The 20,990-nt window shown below is 48.1% G+C and carries 22 protein-coding genes; 21 read left to right on the top strand and 1 reads right to left on the bottom strand.

All coding sequences use genetic code 11. The annotated features are described in order from the left end of the window. The first annotated feature begins 37 nt into the window (after nucleotides 1–37). From EWH91_RS06315 to spoVM, 12 genes are all read left to right on the top strand, one after another. Nucleotides 38–925 (top strand): YicC/YloC family endoribonuclease, encoded by an 888-nt coding sequence (locus EWH91_RS06315; protein ID WP_129929188.1) that lies wholly within the window; start codon nucleotides 38–40, stop codon nucleotides 923–925. Between the two features lie 92 nt (nucleotides 926–1,017). Next, entirely contained in the window at nucleotides 1,018–1,641 is a 624-nt protein-coding gene (gene gmk / locus EWH91_RS06320) for a guanylate kinase (protein WP_129929189.1), read from the top strand. Beyond that, nucleotides 1,641–1,835 carry a DNA-directed RNA polymerase subunit omega gene (gene rpoZ / locus EWH91_RS06325; protein WP_129929280.1) on the top strand — a complete coding sequence of 65 codons (195 nt, stop codon included), beginning with the start codon at nucleotides 1,641–1,643 and terminating at the stop codon, nucleotides 1,833–1,835. Before gmk ends, rpoZ begins: the two co-directional genes overlap by 1 nt. Nucleotides 1,836–2,158: 323 nt before the next feature. Then, the gene (gene coaBC / locus EWH91_RS06330; protein WP_129929190.1) at nucleotides 2,159–3,373 is read left to right on the top strand and encodes a bifunctional phosphopantothenoylcysteine decarboxylase/phosphopantothenate--cysteine ligase CoaBC; all 1,215 of its coding nucleotides are present in this window, start codon (nucleotides 2,159–2,161) and stop codon (nucleotides 3,371–3,373) included. Further along, nucleotides 3,363–5,780, top strand: a complete 2,418-nt coding sequence (priA, locus tag EWH91_RS06335; protein ID WP_129929281.1) for a primosomal protein N' — start codon at nucleotides 3,363–3,365, stop codon at nucleotides 5,778–5,780. The genes coaBC and priA overlap by 11 nt, the downstream gene beginning before the upstream one ends. A 34-nt stretch (nucleotides 5,781–5,814) precedes the next feature. Next, entirely contained in the window at nucleotides 5,815–6,780 is a 966-nt protein-coding gene (gene fmt, locus EWH91_RS06340) for a methionyl-tRNA formyltransferase (protein ID WP_129929191.1), read from the top strand. Next, the gene (rsmB, locus tag EWH91_RS06345) at nucleotides 6,758–8,104 is read left to right on the top strand and encodes a 16S rRNA (cytosine(967)-C(5))-methyltransferase RsmB (RefSeq protein ID WP_129929192.1); all 1,347 of its coding nucleotides are present in this window, start codon (nucleotides 6,758–6,760) and stop codon (nucleotides 8,102–8,104) included. Before fmt ends, rsmB begins: the two co-directional genes overlap by 23 nt. Nucleotides 8,105–8,138: 34 nt before the next feature. Beyond that, nucleotides 8,139–8,891: a Stp1/IreP family PP2C-type Ser/Thr phosphatase gene (locus EWH91_RS06350; RefSeq protein ID WP_129929193.1), complete on the top strand. Its 753-nt coding sequence runs from the start codon at nucleotides 8,139–8,141 to the stop codon at nucleotides 8,889–8,891. Beyond that, entirely contained in the window at nucleotides 8,888–10,879 is a 1,992-nt protein-coding gene (pknB, locus tag EWH91_RS06355) for a Stk1 family PASTA domain-containing Ser/Thr kinase (RefSeq protein WP_129929194.1), read from the top strand. The genes EWH91_RS06350 and pknB overlap by 4 nt, the downstream gene beginning before the upstream one ends. Before the next feature lie 60 nt (nucleotides 10,880–10,939). Then, complete coding sequence (gene rsgA / locus EWH91_RS06360) at nucleotides 10,940–11,824, top strand: ribosome small subunit-dependent GTPase A (RefSeq protein WP_129929195.1); 885 nt, start codon at nucleotides 10,940–10,942, stop codon at nucleotides 11,822–11,824. Nucleotides 11,825–11,850: 26 nt separating this feature from the next. Beyond that, complete coding sequence (locus tag EWH91_RS06365) at nucleotides 11,851–12,492, top strand: thiamine diphosphokinase (protein WP_129929196.1); 642 nt, start codon at nucleotides 11,851–11,853, stop codon at nucleotides 12,490–12,492. Between the two features lie 94 nt (nucleotides 12,493–12,586). Beyond that, on the top strand, nucleotides 12,587–12,667 hold the full coding sequence (spoVM, locus tag EWH91_RS06370) for a stage V sporulation protein SpoVM (RefSeq protein WP_129929282.1): 81 nt from the start codon (nucleotides 12,587–12,589) through the stop codon (nucleotides 12,665–12,667). 144 nt (nucleotides 12,668–12,811) lie between these two features. Here the strand turns inward: spoVM and rpmB are convergent, their stop codons facing one another. Further along, complete coding sequence (rpmB, locus tag EWH91_RS06375; protein ID WP_129929197.1) at nucleotides 12,812–13,000, bottom strand: 50S ribosomal protein L28; 189 nt, start codon at nucleotides 12,998–13,000, stop codon at nucleotides 12,812–12,814. A 199-nt stretch (nucleotides 13,001–13,199) separates the two neighbouring features. Between rpmB and EWH91_RS06380 the strand changes: the two genes are divergently transcribed. The 9 genes from EWH91_RS06380 to rnc all read left to right on the top strand — a co-directional run bounded on the left by EWH91_RS06380 (nucleotide 13,200) and on the right by rnc (nucleotide 20,930). Beyond that, entirely contained in the window at nucleotides 13,200–13,589 is a 390-nt protein-coding gene (locus EWH91_RS06380) for an Asp23/Gls24 family envelope stress response protein (RefSeq protein WP_129929198.1), read from the top strand. A gap of 23 nt (nucleotides 13,590–13,612) precedes the next feature. Beyond that, entirely contained in the window at nucleotides 13,613–14,275 is a 663-nt protein-coding gene (gene sdaAB / locus EWH91_RS06385) for an L-serine ammonia-lyase, iron-sulfur-dependent subunit beta (RefSeq protein ID WP_129929199.1), read from the top strand. A gap of 28 nt (nucleotides 14,276–14,303) precedes the next feature. Continuing rightward, nucleotides 14,304–15,206 carry an L-serine ammonia-lyase, iron-sulfur-dependent, subunit alpha gene (gene sdaAA / locus EWH91_RS06390; protein WP_129929200.1) on the top strand — a complete coding sequence of 301 codons (903 nt, stop codon included), beginning with the start codon at nucleotides 14,304–14,306 and terminating at the stop codon, nucleotides 15,204–15,206. Further along, entirely contained in the window at nucleotides 15,203–17,254 is a 2,052-nt protein-coding gene (recG, locus tag EWH91_RS06395) for an ATP-dependent DNA helicase RecG (protein ID WP_129929201.1), read from the top strand. The genes sdaAA and recG overlap by 4 nt, the downstream gene beginning before the upstream one ends. A 169-nt stretch (nucleotides 17,255–17,423) precedes the next feature. Next, on the top strand, nucleotides 17,424–17,999 hold the full coding sequence (fapR, locus tag EWH91_RS06400; RefSeq protein ID WP_129929202.1) for a transcription factor FapR: 576 nt from the start codon (nucleotides 17,424–17,426) through the stop codon (nucleotides 17,997–17,999). Nucleotides 18,000–18,049: 50 nt separating this feature from the next. Continuing rightward, nucleotides 18,050–18,994: an ACP S-malonyltransferase gene (fabD, locus tag EWH91_RS06405; protein WP_129929203.1), complete on the top strand. Its 945-nt coding sequence runs from the start codon at nucleotides 18,050–18,052 to the stop codon at nucleotides 18,992–18,994. A 2-nt stretch (nucleotides 18,995–18,996) separates the two neighbouring features. Then, nucleotides 18,997–19,743 carry a 3-oxoacyl-[acyl-carrier-protein] reductase gene (gene fabG / locus EWH91_RS06410; protein ID WP_129929204.1) on the top strand — a complete coding sequence of 249 codons (747 nt, stop codon included), beginning with the start codon at nucleotides 18,997–18,999 and terminating at the stop codon, nucleotides 19,741–19,743. Between the two features lie 114 nt (nucleotides 19,744–19,857). Beyond that, nucleotides 19,858–20,100 (top strand): acyl carrier protein, encoded by a 243-nt coding sequence (gene acpP, locus EWH91_RS06415; RefSeq protein WP_129929205.1) that lies wholly within the window; start codon nucleotides 19,858–19,860, stop codon nucleotides 20,098–20,100. Between the two features lie 101 nt (nucleotides 20,101–20,201). Continuing rightward, on the top strand, nucleotides 20,202–20,930 hold the full coding sequence (rnc, locus tag EWH91_RS06420) for a ribonuclease III (protein WP_129929206.1): 729 nt from the start codon (nucleotides 20,202–20,204) through the stop codon (nucleotides 20,928–20,930). Nucleotides 20,931–20,990: the final 60 nt, after the last annotated feature.

Genomic DNA, 20,990 nt, shown 5'->3' on the forward strand with positions numbered 1-20,990 from the left:
TGTCTGATTGTATAGAATGGGATATGGAAGTGATCAGATGATAACGAGCATGACAGGTTTTGGATCTTCAGTCATAGAGGAGGGATCAACACGTATCGGCATCGAACTGAAATCGGTTAACCACCGTTTTCTTGATCTGACGTTGAATATGCCGCACCCCCTTATGTATCTGGAGAACCAGATAAAGGATTGTGTTCGATCGCATGTCAGACGCGGCGCTTTATCCCTTTATCTATCTGTTGAAGGCAGTACTTCGGTTTCGCCGACGATTCATACGAACTGGGACGTCGTGGACCAGTATGTTGAATCGGCGAGAGAAATGAGTCGCCGTATCGGTGCGGATTCATGGGATTATAGCCGGATCATGATGCTGCCCGGAGTGTTCAGTATCAGAGAAGCGGACGATGAGGCTGCCAAAAAAATAGAACCTCTTGTCTTGAAGGCTGTGGAACTGGCCTGCCTGCGGCTTGTTGACATGCGTCGCATCGAAGGCGGAAAATTGAGGAAAGATCTGCTGGAGAAGGTTTCCGCCATCGAGGAGCATATGGCCGAACTGAAAGAAGAAGCACCACATGTTCGTCAGCACTATGCTGAACGACTGCGTGCATCGGTAACTGATTTTCTGGAAAAGCATACACTTGATGAGAACAGACTTATGAATGAGGTTGCGGTTTTTGCGGACAAGTCGGCCATTGACGAAGAACTGACCCGCATGGACAGTCACCTGAGTCAGTTCCGCACCCTTCTGGATCTATCATCTGATTCTCGACCGGTTGGCAGACAGCTTGATTTCTTAATCCAGGAAATGAACCGCGAGATGAATACAATCGGTTCAAAGGGAAACAGCATAACGATCAGCCATCAGGTGGTCACGATAAAAAGTGAGATAGAAAAGTTGCGGGAACAGGTTCAGAATGTCGAATAATGTTATAATAACAGATAAGCATGAAACGTGAGAGGGGTGCCATTGTCCGGCCCCCTGACATTCTGAACAAAAAATCTGGAGGCAGGAATCTCATGGCTTTTAAAGAAAAAGGACTGCTGGTCGTTCTTTCCGGTCCGTCCGGGGTCGGGAAGGGCACAGTCTGCAAGGCGCTCCGGAACAGAGGGTCCCGTCTGCAATACTCTATTTCGGTAACCACCCGGGCACCGCGCGAAGGGGAGAAGGACGGTGTTCAGTATTTTTTCCGGACCCGTGAACAGTTCAAGAAGATGATCGAGAACCATCAGCTGCTGGAATGGGCGGAATATGTAGGAAATTATTACGGGACTCCTGTCGATTATGTTCGGAAAACGTTAGCTGAAGGACAGGACGTCATTCTGGAAATTGAAGTTCAGGGCGCTCTTCAGGTGAAAAAACGTTTTCCGGACGCCCTGTTTATTTTTCTCGCTCCGCCGAATTTAAGCGAATTGAAGAAGCGGATTATCGGGCGCGGCACGGAGTCTTCTGATTTAATCGAAAGTCGGATGTCCGTTGCCCGCTCAGAGATGGAACTGATGGAGAATTATCATTATGTTGTTGAAAATGATCATGTGGATCGGGCCTGCGATAAGATAGAAGCGATTGTAACTGCCGAACATTGCCGGGTCGATCGACTGATTGAAAAATATCATTTTATTGAAGGAGCTGAAGAATCATGATGATTTATCCTTCCATTGACGATCTTCTGAAAAAGGTGAATTCCACATACACGCTTGTTTGCTTATCAGCGAAGCGCGCCCGTCAGCTGCAGAACGGTACAGGTAAACTGATGCTTGAGCATCCGCGTTCTGTCAAGACTGTGGGTCAGGCACTTGAAGAAGTCAGTGCCGGTCTGCTTACTTATAAAAAATGAGAAAAGAATAAAGTGAAACTTCAATCAGTGGGGGTTTCTTCATCCCCACTGATTGTCAGTTGAACCCATTGGGCTTTTGTGGGCGGTTATCCCCCACCTGGGCATGTTCGTTTACCCTCATTACCCTGAGCTGGGGGTCTGACTGTCCGTTCATGCAAACGGGTACAAAGCAACAACCTCAGATCGGGTTGTTGTTTTTTCTACTGAGTGAAATGATGAAATTTTTGCGGGAAAAAGGATCAGAAAATGAAGCCTCTGACGGCGCCTGTAACTTGCCGGTCGCCAGGCTTTTCTGTATATTTTTTCAAAAGGAAGTGAAATAGATGGCGCTTTCCGGGAAAAAGATCATCCTTGGCGTGACCGGAGGAATTGCCGCCTATAAGTCTGCTGAACTGGCAAGCCGACTGGTAAAATCCGGTGCAGATGTTCAGGTGATTATGAGCCAGGCGGCCAGAAAGTTTGTCGGATCAGCGACTTTTCAGGCTTTGACACGCCATTCGGTTTATGATTCGGTCATCATTGATGAAAAAGAAGGGCAGATTGCTCATATTGATCTGGCCGATCAGGCAGATCTTGTCCTGATTGCACCGGCTACGGCGAACACCATCGGGCGGCTTGCCGCCGGACTGTCCGATGATATGCTGACCTGCGTCACTCTGGCGACAAAGGCTCCTGTCTGGGTTGCTCCGGCAATGAATGTGAATATGTACGGGCACCCTGCCGTCCAGAAGAACCTGAAAACACTTGCGGAATTTGGTTACCGGATCATCGGACCGGATTCAGGCCAACTTGCCTGCGGCTGGACCGGAAAGGGACGCCTGGTCGATCCAGAAGAGATCTCTCGTCAATTGGAAACCTTCTTTTCTGCAGGAAGCGGCCAGTTGCTAAAAGGGAGGCAGATTCTGGTCACAGCCGGCCCGACCCGGGAAAATCTCGATCCTGTCCGCTTTTTCAGCAACAGGTCCAGCGGGAAAATGGGCTATGCCATTGCTGAAGCGGCAAAATGTGCAGGGGCTGAAGTGACTCTCGTTACCGGGCCGACCGCCATTCCGGCGCCGAAAGGGTTGCATGTCATACCTGTCCTATCTGCCTCTGACATGTATCAGGCGGTGATCAGCCATTATGAGCATATGGATGCCGTCATTAAAGCAGCTGCAGTAGCGGATTACCGGCCGGATCAGGTCAGTGATGAAAAGATAAAGAAGGGAACCGGACCTTTTATTGTGAAACTGGTGCGGAATCCGGATATCCTTATGGAACTGGGCAGACGGAAGAAGCAGCAGGTACTTGTCGGTTTTGCGGCTGAAACAGACGGCCTTGAAGAGCACGCCGTCGAAAAACTGAACAAAAAAAATCTGGATCTCCTGGTCGGAAATTATGCTTCAGACAGTTTCGGAAAAGAAACAAACAGGGTTACCCTGTTCTTTGCGTCCGGGGAGCGTGAAGAGCTGGGGACCCTGCCCAAGGCCGAAGTTGCTGAAAAAATATGCGAAGCGGTTGCCGGAATGCTCCATTCAGGTGCGGACGTTGATCGCTGAAGTCTATGTAGATATCCCCGCCCGTGCGGTGGACAAGCCGTTTGATTACAAAGTTCCTGATTCACTTGAGCAATTCATTCGTCCGGGAATGCGCGTCACGGTCCCCTTCGGCAGGGTGAAGCGGCTTGGCTTTGTCACGGCATTAAAGAATCACACAGATTTTACAAAATTGAGAAATATTGATCAGGTCATCGACCATATACCCGTACTGACGGACGAATTACTAGATCTTGGACGCTGGATTGCCGATACAACACTCTGCATGACGATTACTGCCTATCAGGCGATGCTCCCCGCAGTGATGAAAGCTGACTACGGGAAAGTGATACAGCTGGAAAATACGGAAAAGCTGAAAGACGTTCATCCGGATCTTGTCCCCTTTTATTCATCCGGTGACTCAATAAAGTGGGAAGATGCCGTCAGGAGTCATCCGGAAAAGTTAAATGAGATCAATCGGGCGCTGTCTGACGGCACTTTATCTTTGCATCAGCAGATTCACAATCAGGCAAGGGTAAAGAAGATCATCACCGTGACGCCCGCTGTTTCTTTAGAAACACTGGAGGAAGCGGCCAAATCATTGAACCGGCGTTACAAGCGGCAGAGAGAAGTATTAGACTTTTTTATCCATCATCCGGCCGCTTCACATGTACTTGCAGATTTGGTGAACAGATACGGTTTATCAAGAGAGGCGATCAGCCATTTTATTAAAAAAGGGGTTCTCCGTAAGGAAAAACAGGAGTACTTTCGGGATCCTTACAGGGAACTGAACCAGGTCAGAACACAAGCGCTGACTCTGACGCAGGAACAGCACGCTGCACTCAAACCGATCCTCCATGCGATTGAATCAGATGAAGACCGGGTTTTTCTCTGTCATGGGGTGACCGGCAGTGGAAAAACAGAAATCTATCTGCAGGCGATCCAGAGAGTGATTGATCTGGGTAAAGAAGCAATCGTGCTCGTACCGGAGATTTCTCTGACCCCGCAGATGGTCCACCGTTTCAAGGGACGGTTCGGTGATCTGGTGGCGGTGATGCACAGTGGATTAAGCCGCGGCGAGAAATATGATGAATGGCGGAAGATCCGGGAAGGTCGTGTGAAGGTTGCCGTCGGGGCCCGTTCAGCTGTCTTTGCCCCGTTCAGCCGGCTGGGCCTGATCATTATTGATGAAGAACACGAATCAAGCTATAAGCAGGAAGACAGCCCGCGTTATCATGCCCGTGACGTTGCGATATACCGGAGCCGGTACAACAGGTGTCCGGTCGTCCTCGGAAGTGCCACACCTTCTCTGGAGTCTTATGCCCGCGCGAAGAAAAATGTGTATTCATTGCTTCTTTTGAAGGAACGCTTTAATCATCATCCGCTTCCGCCTGTGAAAATCGTTGATATGCGGGAAGAAATGCGTGATGGGAACCGATCCATGTTCTCAACTGCCCTTTTTAATCTGATTAAAGACCGGATAAAGAAGAAGGAGCAGACCGTCCTTTTTCTGAACAGGCGCGGATATTCAACTTTTGTTATGTGCCGTTCCTGCGGTGAGGTTCTGCGCTGCCCGCACTGCGATATATCACTGACCTATCATCGAACCGAGCAGCTGTTAAAATGCCATTACTGCGGGTATGCGCAGCAGATTCCGCAGACATGTCCGGCATGTGGCAGTGATTCGATGCGTTACTTTGGTACGGGCACGCAAAAAGTTGAGGCTGAACTGAATCGACTGATTCCGGAAGCCCGTATCATTCGCATGGATGTCGATACAACACGTCAGAAGGGCGGGCATGAACGGCTTTTACGACGCTTCGGTGAAGGAAAAGCGGACATTCTGCTTGGGACACAGATGATTGCGAAAGGCCTTGATTTTCCTGAAGTGACACTTGTCGGGGTCCTGGCAGCCGATTCCATGCTGTATCTGCCTGATTTTCGCGCTTCCGAACGGACCTTTCAGCTGCTGACTCAGGTATCCGGACGGGCGGGGCGGCATGATCTGCCCGGGTCAGTCATTATTCAGAGCTACGATCCGGATCATTATGCCGTTGTCGATGCGGCATCACATGATTATGAAACCTTTTATCAGCAGGAAATGCAGATTCGCTATCGTCATGGTTATCCGCCATTCTATTATCTGGTATTGATCCGTATCACACATACCGATCCGGGACAGGCATCGGTGGCAGCGGGACGTATCGCTGAGATACTAAAAAGAAACCTGAGCTCCTCTGCACAGATTTTTGGTCCCGTTGTTCCCGCAATAGCCAGGATCAAAGATAGATATCGCTATCAGTGCATGGTAAAATACAAGAAAGAGCCGGAACTTCTGCCTGTTCTGAGAAAAATTATCGGCCATTTCCAGGAGCCGGGGAAAAACAGCCTGCAGCTGGTTGTAGACATCAATCCGGTTGTTTTCATGTAGCCGTCACCGGTTTGAAAAGAAGGATGATAATACGATGAAGATTGTTTTCATGGGAACGCCTGACTTTTCCGTTCCCGTTTTACAGAAATTAATAGATCATGAAAATATTGAAGTGGCGTGTGTTGTGACCCAGCCGGACCGTCCGAAAGGCAGAAAGCAGGTGCTTACCGCACCGCCTGTTAAAAAAATCGCACAAAAATATGGGATACCGGTTCTGCAGCCGGAAAAGGTAAGGAAACCGGAAGCCGTGCAGCAGATTCTCGCCTGCCGGCCGGATGTGCTGATTACAGCGGCTTACGGTCAGATATTGCCTCAGCCGCTGCTTGACGGTCCGCGTCTGGGCTGTATCAATGTCCATGCTTCATTACTTCCCGCTTACAGGGGGGCAGCCCCGATTCAAAAGGCGATCATAGATGGAAAACAGGAAACAGGCGTGACCATTATGTATATGGTCAAAAAGCTGGATGCAGGAGACATTCTCGCCCAGGTTCGGGTGCCAATTACTGATGATGAGACATTCGGGACGCTTCACGATAAACTGAGTGAGGCGGGAAGCCGTCTGCTCATGAAAACACTGCCTGACCTTGCAAAGGGTATCCTGACGCCGGTGAAGCAGGACGAGGCGCATGTCACTTTTGCTCCGAGCATAAAACGCGCGGATGAATCCATCGACTGGAGAAGATCCGCTTCGGACATACGCAATCTAATCCGCGGGCTGAATCCATTTCCGGGGGCACATACGACCATAAACGGGGAAAACTTTAAAATATTTCAGGCGCTCCTTTCTGATCAGCCAAGTGCAGATAGGAAACCGGGTACCGTTTTATCTGTCGAACAGGACAGTTTTTCAGTCGCAACCGGATCAGGCGGCTGCCTGAAAGTGATTGAATGTCAGCCTGCCGGCAAAAAAAGGATGCGTGTTGCTGATTATCTTCACGGTCGATCATTGAAGGATGGAACGGTATTGGGGGAAGAAAATGAAAAAAACCGGCGCCCGTGAGACCGCACTGAATCTTTTACTTGATGTGTCGGAAAGGCATGCATACAGTCAGATTGTGCTTAATGATACCCTCCCGGAGTCCGGCCTGAGTGCAAGGGATAAGAGTCTGGTCACTGCACTTGTTTATGGCGTTCTCCAGCGTCAATTGACACTGGATTATTATATTGACTTTTTTACTGCCGGTAAAAAACTTGATAACTGGGTCAGGCTTCTGCTTGAACTCTCATTTTACCAGAAACTGTATATGGATCGTATCCCTGATCATGCCATTGTTAACGAGGCGGTGGAAATTGCCGGTCTACGCGGTCATCGCGGCATTTCAGGTCTGGTCAATGCTGTCCTGAGAAAGTTTCTCCGTGAGGGCGCTCCGCCTCTTTCGAAGATCATTCCGGAGAGGAGACGACTTTCGGTCAGCTACAGTCATCCGGAGTGGCTGCTCGCCCTGTGGATCAGGCAGTGGGGCAGGGCTGCAACCGTGAAGATTGCGGAAAGCAATAATCAGCCGCCGCATACTTATGTTCGGGTGAACACGTTGCGCACTTCACGGTCTGAACTCGCCGCAACCCTTGCCTGTGCAGGAATTCACACGGTGCAGGGTACCCTCTCCCCGGACAGCCTGATGGTGACAGAAGGCCATGCAGCATCCGCTCCGGCTTTTCTCAAAGGACTGTGCACCATTCAGGATGAAAGTTCGATGCTTGTCGCCGATGCCGTGGCACCGGAGGCAGGGATGCATGTGCTTGATGCGTGTGCGGGACCCGGGGGCAAGACAACCCATCTGGCTGAAAGAATGCACAATGAAGGTCAGATCATGGCCCTTGATCTGCACGCCCATAAAACGCGGTTAATCGCCCGTACCGCTGAACGCCTTGGATTGACCAATATCCGGACCCTCGCCCTCGACGCCAGAAAAGCTTCGGAGCATTTTGAAAAAGCCTCATTTGACCGAGTGCTTCTGGATGTCCCCTGTTCCGGTTTCGGTGTAATCAGGCGCAAGCCCGAAATCAGATGGGAAAAGAATGAAGAAGGGATCCGTCACCTGTGTGACATTCAGAATGACCTTCTGGAGGCAACTGCTCCTCTTGTCAGACCCGGTGGCCTTTTCGTCTACAGCACGTGTACCATAAACAAGGCAGAAAATGAATGGCAGCTCACTAGATTTCTCAGAGTTCACCCTGAATTTGAGTGGGATCGTGATTTCCTGCAAAGATTACCCGGGAAGGCAAAGCCGTTCCTTCTTGATGATCAATCTGCAATGCTTCAGATTCTTCCTTTTCAAACGGATTCAGACGGTTTCTTCATTGGCTGTCTGAGAAGAAAATAAAGTAAGATGCTGCTATGACTCTGGAGGTGGCAATATGAAGGCTGTCTGCAATACGGATTGCGGGAAAGTAAGAGCTCATAATGAGGACAGTGTCGGCGTCCTGACAGGAGAGAACGGTCAGATCCTTAGTGCTGTGGCCGACGGTATGGGCGGTCATGCCGCCGGGGAGGTGGCAAGCAGGCTGGCGCTGGAGATGATTGAAAAAAAGTGGCATGAATTGGATCACTCACTGACCCGGGATGAGGCAATCCAATGGCTGAATCATCTGGTTCGATCACTTAATGTGCATCTGTTTGATTATGCAGAAAAACATCCGGAGTGTCACGGGATGGGAACAACCCTTGCAGCGGCGCTGTGCAGTGAAGATTATATTGCCATTACAGCAGTCGGCGACAGCCGAATATATATGTGGAAAGAAGGCGAAGGGATCAGGCAGTGTACAGAAGACCATACGCTTGTCCATGAACTGGTTAAGTCGGGGCAGATCTCAAAGAAGGATGCCGAAGTTCATCCCGACAGACACGTCCTGATGCGTGCGCTGGGAACAGAACCGGCCATTCAGCTGGATACCCAGCTGTTAAACTGGGAAGGCGCATCTTACCTTGTTATCTGTTCAGACGGTCTGACTAACGAACTGTCCGACGAAGAGATAACCGTAATCCTTGGTGAAAAGATGAGCCTTTATGAAAAAACGGAACAACTCATTCGCGAAGCCAATGATGCCGGAGGAAAAGACAATATTTCGGTGATTATTATATCTCACGACAGTGATGGTGATAGAAAATGATTGGTAGAAGAATTGGAGGCAGATATCAGATCCTCTCAAAACTTGGAGAGGGTGGAATGGCGATCGTTTATAAAGCAAAAGACCTGATTCTGGACAGGCCGGTAGCTGTAAAGATTCTTCGTTCCGAGTTATCCGGAGACGAACAATTTATTAAACGCTTTCACCGTGAAGCCGAATCTGTTGCCAGTCTGTCTCATCCTAATATTGTCGCAATATATGACATTGGTGAAGAAGAAGACTGCTATTACATAGTTATGGAATATATCCATGGGATGAGTCTGAAAGAATTCATTCGGGATTATTCGCCGATTTCGATCAGTGATGCTGTTCATCTGATGAAACAAATCGTTCTTGCGATCGCACATGCTCATGCCCATGGTATTGTACACCGCGACATAAAGCCACACAATATTCTTGTTGATGAGTCTGAACATGTTAAAGTGACTGATTTTGGGATAGCACTTGCCGTAAGCGGTACAACCATCACCTATACCCACTCGATCATGGGGTCGGCTCACTATCTTTCACCTGAGCAGGCAAAAGGCGGGAAAGCAACAGAAAAATCTGATATCTATGCGCTTGGCATTGTGATGTTTGAGCTCTTAACAGGGAAATTGCCCTTTCCGGGTTCATCACCAGTCTCGGTCGCTTTGAAACACCTGAACGAACCGATGCCGTATCCACGCGACTTTCGTTCAGAAATACCCCAGAGTCTTGAAAACATTATTATCCGGGCTCTGGCTAAATATCCGGAGGAACGTTTTAACAGTGCAGCCGAGATGTATGACAATCTGCAAACCGCATTAAGCCCGGCACGCCTGAATGAACCCCGGCTTCATTTGAATCATTTGAATGAACATCGGCAAGATAAGAATGAAGATGAAGAAGATACAATCAGAATGGCGCCGGTTAACGATAAATTTCATGATCATACTGAAAAAAAGGCGCAAGACAAATCCGGAAAACCGGAGGGAAACGGCAGGAAAAATAATAAAGCGAAAAAGTGGCTGACAATCACCGGGATTCTTATCCTGCTTATCACCGCCGGCCTTGCTATCGGCCTTGGTGTTCTCCCTAAACTGTTATATGTTGACGATGTCCATATTCCTGACGTTACCGGTAAGACCTACCAGCAGGCACAGCAGGCTTTGCACAACAATAACCTGAAAGTGGTCAGAACAGATCGCTCCAGCCAGTCGGTAAAAAAAGGACGGGTAATCAGCCAGAATCCGGATGCTGGTTCGATTGTGAAGGCTGGTTCAACAGTCAGTCTGTCTGTCAGCAAGGGACCTGCGGCAGTGAAACTGGATGACTTTGTTGGAAAAGACCGTGATTCTGTTCTGGAAGTTTTAATGGATGAAGATTATAAAGACATCATCTGGCATCAGAAGGAATCATCAGATGTACCTGAGGGGGATATTATCAGTCAGAAACCGGAAGCAGGCAGTGATGTGGTTCCTTCAGACACGGTTCTGGAGCTGACTTACAGTACAGGCAAACCAGAAGTGACTGTACCGGACCTTAATGGGAAACCTCAGACAGAGGCCCGGCAGTTATTGGAAGATGAAGGCCTGGTTGCTGATTTTTCAGTGGGAGACTACTCAGATTCTATACCCAAGGGGCATGTCCTGGAACAGGATCCGCCTCCCGGAAGCAAAGTAGAAGGCGGAACAACGATCATTGTGACTTTGTCAAAAGGTGCTGAGCCTGAGCAGAAAGAGCCGAAAACGATTGATCAGCCAATTAAAATCGTTTATCCTTCTGATGGAAACAGCCGGCCAAATGTGAAAAATGGAAAAAAACCAATCCACGTACAGATTTACTATACCGATGCGAATCACAATGATTCGCTTTTTACCGATGAGAAAATCTCTGAAACAAAAACATATACCGTGCCATTTACCATTAATCCGGATGAACAGGGCTTTTATCGTGTCGTGATTGATCAGGTGCAAAGGAAGACGGGAACCGTTGATTACCCTGAATAACATCAGACTGATATCTTTTTTAGCGGATCAAAATTGAAACTGAGATAAGGGAGCAATTATATGCCGGAAGGAACGATCATGAAAGCTTTAAGCGGGTTCTACTATGTCAGTGATGGAGAGGCACTCGTGCAATGCCGGGCCAGAGGCGTTTTCAGGAAAAGAAAAGTCACGCCGCTGGTTGGTGATCACGTGGAGTATGAGGCGGAAAGGAAGACGGAAGGTTATATTCTGAACATTGCCAGACGAAAAAATGAGCTGGACAGGCCGCCGATAGCTAACGTAGATCAGGCCATACTTGTTTTCTCCATTACAGAACCTGCCTTTGATGATCTGCTGCTTGATCGTTTTCTGGTACATATGGAAGCAAAGCACATTCCCTCAACGATATGTATGACCAAATGGGATCTTCTTCATGAAGAAGAAGCAGAACAATGGGTAGCGAAACTTGGCGTCTATAAGCGGGCGGGTTATCCTCTATATTTCACCTCAAGTCTTTTGGGGAAGGGTATTGATGAACTGCGCCGGTCCCTGAGCGGTGAAGTAAGCGTCATTACCGGACAGTCTGGCGTAGGCAAGTCTTCCTTGCTGAATGCAATCGATCACCATTTCCATATTGATACACAGGCGATCTCGCAATCACTTGGGCGCGGGAAGCATACGACAAGACATGTTGAACTTCTTCCCGTAGCGGGAAACGGGTTCATTGCAGACACACCTGGTTTCAGTTCCCTGGATTTTTCCCATCTGTCCCTTCAGCAGCTTGAACAGTGTTTCCCGGAATTTGCCGGATACCGTGGGTTCTGCAGATTCAGAGGATGCATGCATATAGCTGAACCGGACTGTGCCGTTAAGCATGCGGTTGAGGAGGGAGAGATGGATCGGAGAAGGTATGATCATTATCATCTCTTTTATAATGAAATAACGAGACAAAAAAAACAGTATTAATCCCTGCAGAAAGAGGTGACCGTAAAGTGAAGCTTGCCATTGTTGCCGGAGGTCCTGAAGAATTGCTTCCGGACCTTGACTCGCAGGAATATGATGAGTTTAAGTGGATTGGTGCCGATCATGGGACGCTTGTTATACTGAAAAGTAACAGAAAACCGATTCGGGCTTTTGGCGATTTTGACTCACTGTCCGATATAGAAAAAGAGGCTGTCCTGAGAAGCAGCATGAAAATTGAAACCTTTCCTCCTGAAAAGGACAGGACAGATCTGGAGATTGCCCTTGAATGGGCATTAAAGCAAAATCCCGAAAAGCTGCTTGTTTTCGGGGCAACGGGCGGACGGGTTGACCATATGCTCTCAGCTGTTCAGCTTTTGTTAAGCGTAACGCAGGCAGGGGTAGACGGCTCTATCGTGGATCGAAAGAACTGTGTCACTCTGCTTCCTCCGGGTACATATCATATAAAGAAAAATGCGGGCTACCCTTACCTGTCCTTTCTTTCTCTCACAGGCAGCGTCCGCGGGCTGACTCTGAAGGGCGTAAAATACCCGCTCACAGATACAGAACTGCCCGTCGGATCCAGTCTGTGTATCAGTAATGAGCCGGTTGGTTGCCAGTTTACCGTTTCTTTATCTGCGGGCTACTTATTAATGATGCGCTGCAGGGATTGATCCCGCCGGTCATAGAATCGTCATAAGCTGCATACCATCTATTAGTGATGATCATGGCCGGCAGGCGGCGCATGCAACAAGGAGGAGTATGGCAATGAAATTTTATACTATTAAACTTCCGAAATTTCTGGGCAGTATTGTGAGAGCACTCCTCGGTTCTTTCCGCAAGGGATAATCCAGGAACATGACTGAATCTGCTTTGACCAACAGATCTGGAGCATTCATGATAAATAAAAAAGCATCGCAGAGAAAACCGGAGGATGATCCGGAGGTTCCGCTAACGATGCTTTTTTATTTCATATTCTTATAGATCAATCCATCAGGCCCGTTCAACTTTTCCGGATTTGAGCGCTTTTGTCGATACGTAAACCCGTTTCGGTTTGCCGTCCACAAGGATACGAACCTTCTGCAGATTAGCTTTGAATGTCCGTTTCGATTTATTTTCAGCAAAGGACCGATTCTGGCCAAATTTTGTAGTCTTTCCTGTCACGAAGCAATGACGTCCCATTGAGCATACCTCCTTGCCCTTAGCTTTCTTTCAGCAATAATTCTATAATATCACGGCGACGCCTCTCGCGCAATATGTCTCAGTTCTTTCAAAATAGAACACGCTAGTGTAAAATAGCGGTAAAGTATGATTTAATAAAGAGCATTTTTCCTGCAGTAACAGGGCTCAAAATCACTCTTCTTTACGGAGGTACGTGTTTATGTCCATTTCAATCAGCAACCCTTTTGGTCAAATTGATATTTCAACTGATGTCATCGCAAAAATTGTCGGAGGTGCAGCACTTGGCTGCTCCGGGATTGTCGGCATGGCTTCTAAAAATCAGCTGAAAGATGGCTTTACTGAACTGCTTAAGAAAGAAAATTTCAGTAAAGGGATTGTTGTGCACTTTAATGATGCACAGAATCTGCTGATCGATATGTATATCATCGTCAGCTATGGAACAAGGATATCTGAAGTTGCCGTTCAGGTACAAAATAAGGTGAGGGCAACTTTGAATGAGACGTTAGGTATTGATGCCGCTGAAATTAATGTATTTGTTCAAGGTGTCAGACTTGTGCCGGACAATGCGCCTGTAGAAGAGGATTCCTGAGCCCCATAAGGAGAGGACCTTAAATGAAATATCGCAGTGTATTTGATATTATCGGGCCGGTCATGGTCGGACCTTCAAGTTCGCATACAGCAGGAGCCGTCAGCATCGGCCGTACAGCAAGAATGCTGTTTGGAGAAAAGCCGGATCAAGTACAGGTAACTCTTTACGGTTCATTTGCTGAAACCTATAAAGGTCATGGGACAGACGTTGCCATTGCCGGAGGATTGCTGGCTTTTGAACCGAATGACAGGAGATTACCTCAGGCAAGAACCCTGGCCAAAGAAGAGGGGATCGATATCTCTTTTGAAGCTGACAAAGTAACTCAGGTGGATCATCCGAATACAGCAAGATTGCATTTGTCGAAGGGTGAGGATCTGCTGGATTTGGTCGGCGTTTCCATCGGCGGCGGGAAAATCGAAATTATTGAGGTTGATGGATTTCCCATTTCACTGTCCGGCAGTAATCCGGCTCTGCTCGTTCTTCATCTTGATAAATATGGTGCTGTAGCGGAGGTAGCCAGAGTTATTGCCAGATATGAAATGAATATTTCTTACATGGAAGTCTCCCGCCAGGAAAAGGGGAGACTGGCTTTAATGGTTATCCAGACGGATGAGGAGATTAATGAAAATCTTGCTGATGAGATTTCAGCACTTCCGAATATGCTTCATGTTGCGGTCCTGTCCTGATCATAGATGAGATAGGGGGAGATGCGTCATGTTCAGTACGGTTAAAGAACTTGTCAGTCAGGCTGAAGATCGCGGCCTGGCGATATCTGAAATGATGATTTTGTCAGAGACAGAAACAACAGGAAAGAGCCGGGAAGCTGTCTTCTCCAGAATGGGACGGAATCTTGATGTGATGGAGAAGGCCGTAAATAGAGGAATACACGAAGACATCCGTTCGCACTCCGGCCTGACAGGCGGAGACGCACGTTTGCTTCAGAAATATATCGATTCGGGGAAATCCCTTGCCGGCCGCACCTTGCTGGATGCCGTCAGCAAGGCCATGGCAACGAATGAAGTCAATGCGGCAATGGGAATCATCTGTGCCACTCCGACTGCCGGATCAGCCGGAGTGGTCCCAGGTACATTATTTGGACTGAAGGAGAAAGTCCATCCGGACAGAGATCAGATGATCCGTTTTCTCTTTACGGCGGGTGCCTTCGGTTTTATTGTAGCAAACAACGCATCTATATCGGGCGCAGCCGGCGGATGCCAGGCTGAAGTTGGATCAGCAACGGGGATGGCAGCTGCAGCTACGGTTGAGATGGCCGGAGGCACGCCGGCACAGTCTGCCCATGCCATGGCCATCGCGCTTGGTAATATGCTTGGACTGATCTGCGATCCTGTTGCCGGTCTGGTTGAGGTCCCCTGCGTAAAAAGGAATGCGATTGGGGCTTCCAGTGCCATCGTTGCTGCAGATATGGCTCTTGCCGGCATTAAGAGCCGTATTCCCTGTGATGAAGTCATTGACGCTATGTATCAGGCCGGCCGGTTAATGCCGGCCGCGTTCAGGGAGACGGCTCAGGGCGGACTTGCTGCGACAAAAACCGGACAGGCACTGAAAGAAAAGATATTTGGACGGAAAATACAGCCGTCTGTGATGAAAAATTCATGATACAGCAAAACAGCCAGACGGAAACAGTAGATAAGATAAAAGGCGTCGGTGAGAGCGCAGTATCGGCTTTAAAGCAGATGGGCATTCAGACACTGGAAGACCTCTTCTGTTATTATCCCTATCGTTACGACAACTACGAAATCAAGGATCTAACGACAGCCGCAGACGGCGAACATGTCACCGTTGCAGGGAAAGTCCAAAGTGCACCGCTTCTGACTTTTTATGCCAGAAAAAGATCCAGAATTTCTGTGCGAGTTTTGTGCGGACGGCAGCTGATCACAGTCATTGCCTTTAATCGACCGTATTTAAAAAGAAGTCTGAACCTTGGCGATCAGGTCACAGTTACAGGAAAATGGGAAAAATACCGTGCAGTGCTCACCGCATCAGAATTTCATAAAGGGCTCAGACAAAACGAAGAGAGAATCGCCCCAGTGTATTCAGTCAGAGAAGGCCTGTCGGTCAGGAGAATGAGAAATATTGTCAGACAGGCCTTTCATCAGTTTCCTGATTATATCCATGAGTCACTGCCCCGGGACATGCTTTCCGCTTATAAACTGACCGGGCGAAAAGAAGCCGTTCACGAAATTCATTTTCCTTCAGAGAGAACCAGACTGAAACAGGCCAGGAGAAGGCTCGTTTATGATGAATTTCTGAACTATGAATTAAAGATGCAAGGTTATAAACTAAGCAGACGAAAGGTTGAGCATGGAACGGCCATGACTCTGAAGCAGGATCAGATCGATAAATTTATCCATAGCCTGCCTTTTTCTCTGACTCACGCTCAAAGACAGGTGATTCAGGAAATTATCGGCGATATGGCTTCAGAATTTGCGATGAACCGACTGCTGCAGGGCGATGTCGGATCAGGGAAAACCGTTGTCGCGGCAATTGCGCTCTACGCAGCCGTGTCGGCCGGATTCCAGGGGGCGCTGATGGCTCCAACTGAAATTCTTGCTTCCCAGCATGCGGATCATCTTCAGAAACTGTTTGCCCCTTTTGATATCAGTACCGCGTTACTGACCGGTAACGTCCGGGGCAGGAAGAGAAGAATTTTACTGGACAATCTGAAAAACGGCAATATTGATATTCTTATCGGAACACATGCTCTGATTCAGGATGATGTCCATTTTCGTCAACTGGGGCTTGTCATAACGGATGAGCAGCACCGTTTTGGTGTAGAACAGCGAAAAAGACTTCGGGTCAAAGGAAAGGATCCGGATGTGCTGTACATGACTGCAACACCGATTCCCAGGACCCTTGCTCTGTCTGTTTTTGGCGACATGGATGTGTCCACCATCAATGAGCTCCCCGGAGGAAGAAAAAAAATCAGAACCTATTGGGTCAGGCATGAAATGATGCAACGAGTCATCAATTTTATTAAGAAGCAATTACTTCAGGGGAAACAGGCTTACGTGATTTGTCCGTTGATCGAAGAGTCAGAACAACTTGATGTACAGAATGCACTTGACGTCCATGCTCGTCTGTCTGCAGCATTGAGCGGATTTCAGGTTGGTTTGATGCATGGAAAACTCAGTGCGGAAGAGAAAGCCAAAGTCATGAACGGATTTGCCGGTAATAAAATTCAGGTACTCGTCTCGACGACCGTAGTTGAGGTCGGTGTGAACGTGCCGAATGCGACACTGATGGTCATTTATGATGCAGATCGATTTGGACTTGCCCAGCTTCATCAGCTGCGCGGCCGGGTTGGGCGCGGGTCTTCGCAGTCATATTGTATCCTCGTCGCCGATACCGGTTCTGAAACAGCAAAAGAAAAACTGAGGCTGATGACAGAGACAACAGACGGGTTCAGACTGTCTGAGTCTGACCTGAAACTGCGCGGGCCCGGAGATTTTTTTGGAAAACTGCAAAGTGGGGTGCCTGATTTTAAACTGGCGGATGTCGTCCACGATTTCCGTACGCTTCAGACCGCCAGGCGTGACGCGATGAGACTGGTTCGTGATCCGCATTTCTGGAAGGATGATTCGTTCCGCCTTCTTCGTCAGCCGTTAGTTGACGCCGGTATCATGGACCATGTACATCTCGATTAAATGTGACACCTTATGATGTGAATTTCGTATGTACGTGAGGACACCGTCTCATTCACCTGTGCCTGGAATTATGGTATACTTACTATTATTATCTGGTCTTAACTCATGAATACGCATGCGTGTGATCCTGTGAAAGATCAGCGATATATTTACCGGCGGTGTCATAGTAATGAGGAAATCAAAACAGGACAGACAGGCTGCACTGAAACAAACCATACAGGATAATCCGTTTATCACTGATGATGAACTGGCGCAACACTTTTCCGTCAGTGTACAGACGATCAGGCTGGATCGCCTGGAACTTTCCATTCCTGAACTCAGGGAAAGAATCAAACATGTGGCAAGAAAACAGTTTGATGAAGTAAAAGCCCTTCACAGAGAAGAAGTGATCGGTGAAATAATCGATTTACAGCTTGATCAATCCGCCATCTCTATATTGGATATTAATCAGAATCATGTTTTTTCAAGAACAGGGATAGCAAGAGGCCATCATTTGTTTGCTCAGGCCAATTCACTGGCGGTGGCCGTAATCAATAATGATCTCGCTCTGACATCCAAAGCATCCATTCATTTCATACGACCCGTGAAGGCCGGGGAGCGTGTCGTTGCCAAGGCCAGAGTCGTCAAGAAAGAAAGAATTCGAACGGTTGTTGAGGTGAACAGTTATGCGGGTCAGGATCACGTATTCAGAGGCATTTTTACTATGTTCCGTTCACATCGCAGTAAAGGTAAAGAAAAACGGTAAATGATTACTACATAGATGAATGAGTTCATATGAAAACAGGAGGAAACAGCATGGGCAAGATAGCATTTGTTTTTCCGGGACAGGGTTCGCAAAATGTCGGTATGGGGAAAGATCTGTTTGAGAGCTGCCCGAAAGCTGAAAAAATGTTCAGATCTGCTGACTCCCGGCTTGGCTTCCCGCTGTCCGACCTTATTTTTAACGGTCCGGAGGAAAAGCTGAAGCGAACTGAGAATACGCAGCCGGCGCTGTTCACCATCAGTGCCATATTATACAGACTGCTTTCAGAAAAAGGAGTGAAAGCTGATTATGTCGCCGGACACAGTTTGGGTGAGTATAGTGCGCTTTATGCGGCCGGTGTGTTCAGCCTTTCAGACGGCGTATATGCTGTCAGACAGAGAGGACTGCTGATGGAACAGGCTGTACCGGCCGGTGAGGGCACCATGGCTGCCGTACTGGGTCTTGATCCCGGAACGCTGGACCGGATATGTATCCAGGTCACGCAGAAGGGCTCATCTGTCCAGATGGCGAATCTGAATGCTCCGGGTCAGATCGTTATATCCGGTACATTGGCCGGAGTTCAGACGGCGTCCCGTTTAGCTGAACAAGCAGGGGCAAGACGTGTGGTTCCCCTTGCTGTCAGCGGTCCTTTCCATTCTGCTCTGATGCGTCCGGCGGCAGATGCATTCCGCCGTGTGCTTGATGGTTTAACTGCCGGGAATGCTGATATTCCCGTAGTTGCAAACAGTACGGCTGAACTCGAAGAATCAAAAGAAGACATCATCCGCAATCTGGTGAAACAACTTTATTCGCCCGTACGCTGGGTCGAATCCATTGAAAAACTACGCAGCCTGAATGTAGACACGTATATAGAGATCGGCCCCGGGCGTGTTCTTTCCGGACTCATCAGAAAGATACACCGTGGTTGTACCCTACTACAGGTGAACGATCTGAAGAGTCTGGATGAGGTTGCGGAAAAACTGAAGGAGTGTGTATAAAAGTGGAGCTCAATGGAAAAGTTGCACTTGTAACGGGGGCGTCCAGAGGAATCGGGAAGGCCATCGCACTTGAGCTGGCCCGGCGAGGTGCCTCGATAGCGGTTAATTATGCGGGAAATCAGTCAAAAGCGGAAGAAACTGTTGCGGAGATCAAAGCGCTTAGCCGGGACGCCGCGGTCGTTCATTGCGATGTATCACAGGAGAATCAGGTTAAGGACATGATAAAATTCGTGATCCGGACATTTGGAACGCTTGATATTGTCGTAAATAACGCGGGCATTACACGGGACGGTCTGTTGATGAGAATGAAAGAAAAAGATTGGGATGCTGTTCTTGACATCAATCTGAAAGGCGTATTTCTGGTTACGAAAGCTGCACTGCGCCCGATGATGCGTCAGAGAAGCGGAAGGATTATCAACATCGCCTCTGTTGTCGGAATACTCGGAAATGCCGGGCAGGCGAATTACGTTGCCGCAAAATCAGGAGTGATTGGTCTGACAAAATCTGCAGCAAGAGAAGTCGCTGCACGCGGGATCACAGTTAATGCTGTTGCCCCTGGTTTTATCACAACAGAAATGACGGAGCAGCTCTCCGATGAGGTCAAGGAACAGATGAAAAAGCAGATTCCCCTTCAGCGTCCGGGAACTCCGGAAGACGTTGCAAAGGCTGTCGCTTTTTTAGCCTCAAAAGACAGCAGCTATATGACCGGTCAAATATTAAGTATTGACGGTGGTATGGCGATGCAATAAAATAATTGAAGTATGCCCGGAGCTGTGATATGGATGCACAGGAAAAACGGGTATTGACCTAAAACAGTCTTTCCTGTCGCTTTTATTCGTGTATTCTTGAGGGGGGGTGAAAGCATGGCAGAAAATGATGTGCTGGAACGGGTAAAAAAGATCGTCGTCGACAGACTTGGTGTTGATGAAGCAGATGTGAAACCGGAAGCTTCATTCAAAGAAGACCTCGACGCGGATTCATTGGACATCGTCGAACTTGTGATGGAACTGGAAGATGAATTCAATCTGGAGATTTCAGATGAAGATGCAGAAAAAATACAGACCGTTGGTGATGTAGTGAATTACATACAGAGCCACGTATCATGACATGAGAAACGCACAAGCCCCGTTTTTATAAACCTGTTTATGAATACGGGGTCTTATTTTTTACAGGCCTCTCATGTTACGGCAGATGGAGGTGATTTTGTTTGTCCGGTTCAAATAAACAGGATATAAGAGACAAAGAAACTCTGGCTCATATTGACCAGTTTCTGAAAGAGTTTTCTTTTACTTTTAAGAACAAGGATCTGCTTTACCAGGCTTTTACACATTCATCCTATGTGAATGAGCATCGCCAGGGTACTCAGAAAGATTATGAAAGACTGGAATTTCTCGGAGATGCGGTTCTCGAATTAATGGTGTCGCAGTACTTGTTTAAACATTTCCCCAATCTTTCAGAAGGAGATATGACAAAACTGAGGGCGGCCATTGTCTGTGAAACAGGATGGGTCATGTTTGCCCATACGCTTTCTCTTGAAAATAAGATCTTTCTGGGGCGCGGTGAAGAATCCACAGGCGGACGCAATCGGCCGGGGTTATTGGCCGACGTATTTGAGGCGTTTGTCGGAGCATTATATCTCGATCAGGGATTGGCGGAGGTCAACAGATTTCTTGAGAGGGTTGTCTATCCTAAAATCGCTGATGGTACTTTTTCCCATGTGATGGATTTTAAAAGTCAGCTTCAGGAAACGGTTCAGAGTAAAGACCTTGGCCAGATTGATTATGACGTCACTCTGGAAAAGGGCTCGGCTCAGCATCGTGAATTTATTGCAAAAGTTCAGTTAAACGGTGAGGTCATGGGAAACGGTAAGGGACCGTCAAAAAAAGATGCGGAACAAAGTGCGGCACGGGAAGCACTTAAAAAGATCTCGGGGTAAAGGAAGCAGCCGGGAAATCCCGGCTGTTTCCTTTACCGGCAGGAGAAGCAGAATGGAGGA

Source organism: Sporolactobacillus sp. THM19-2 (assembly GCF_004153195.1).
GTDB lineage: Bacteria > Bacillota > Bacilli > Bacillales > Sporolactobacillaceae > Sporolactobacillus.

What these genes read in the sequence shown, in the direction of transcription:
- EWH91_RS06315 (WP_129929188.1), top strand. Translation starts at nt 38, where the DNA reads ATGATAACGAGCATGACAGGTTTTGGATCTTCAGTCATAGAGGAGGGA.
- gmk (WP_129929189.1), top strand. Translation starts at nt 1,018, where the DNA reads ATGGCTTTTAAAGAAAAAGGACTGCTGGTCGTTCTTTCCGGTCCGTCC.
- rpoZ (WP_129929280.1), top strand. Translation starts at nt 1,641, where the DNA reads ATGATTTATCCTTCCATTGACGATCTTCTGAAAAAGGTGAATTCCACA.
- coaBC (WP_129929190.1), top strand. Translation starts at nt 2,159, where the DNA reads ATGGCGCTTTCCGGGAAAAAGATCATCCTTGGCGTGACCGGAGGAATT.
- fmt (WP_129929191.1), top strand. Translation starts at nt 5,815, where the DNA reads ATGAAGATTGTTTTCATGGGAACGCCTGACTTTTCCGTTCCCGTTTTA.
- rsmB (WP_129929192.1), top strand. Translation starts at nt 6,758, where the DNA reads ATGAAAAAAACCGGCGCCCGTGAGACCGCACTGAATCTTTTACTTGAT.
- EWH91_RS06350 (WP_129929193.1), top strand. Translation starts at nt 8,139, where the DNA reads ATGAAGGCTGTCTGCAATACGGATTGCGGGAAAGTAAGAGCTCATAAT.
- pknB (WP_129929194.1), top strand. Translation starts at nt 8,888, where the DNA reads ATGATTGGTAGAAGAATTGGAGGCAGATATCAGATCCTCTCAAAACTT.
- rsgA (WP_129929195.1), top strand. Translation starts at nt 10,940, where the DNA reads ATGCCGGAAGGAACGATCATGAAAGCTTTAAGCGGGTTCTACTATGTC.
- spoVM (WP_129929282.1), top strand. Translation starts at nt 12,587, where the DNA reads ATGAAATTTTATACTATTAAACTTCCGAAATTTCTGGGCAGTATTGTG.
- rpmB (WP_129929197.1), bottom strand. Translation starts at nt 13,000, where the DNA reads ATGGGACGTCATTGCTTCGTGACAGGAAAGACTACAAAATTTGGCCAG.
- EWH91_RS06380 (WP_129929198.1), top strand. Translation starts at nt 13,200, where the DNA reads ATGTCCATTTCAATCAGCAACCCTTTTGGTCAAATTGATATTTCAACT.
- sdaAB (WP_129929199.1), top strand. Translation starts at nt 13,613, where the DNA reads ATGAAATATCGCAGTGTATTTGATATTATCGGGCCGGTCATGGTCGGA.
- sdaAA (WP_129929200.1), top strand. Translation starts at nt 14,304, where the DNA reads ATGTTCAGTACGGTTAAAGAACTTGTCAGTCAGGCTGAAGATCGCGGC.
- recG (WP_129929201.1), top strand. Translation starts at nt 15,203, where the DNA reads ATGATACAGCAAAACAGCCAGACGGAAACAGTAGATAAGATAAAAGGC.
- fapR (WP_129929202.1), top strand. Translation starts at nt 17,424, where the DNA reads ATGAGGAAATCAAAACAGGACAGACAGGCTGCACTGAAACAAACCATA.
- fabD (WP_129929203.1), top strand. Translation starts at nt 18,050, where the DNA reads ATGGGCAAGATAGCATTTGTTTTTCCGGGACAGGGTTCGCAAAATGTC.
- acpP (WP_129929205.1), top strand. Translation starts at nt 19,858, where the DNA reads ATGGCAGAAAATGATGTGCTGGAACGGGTAAAAAAGATCGTCGTCGAC.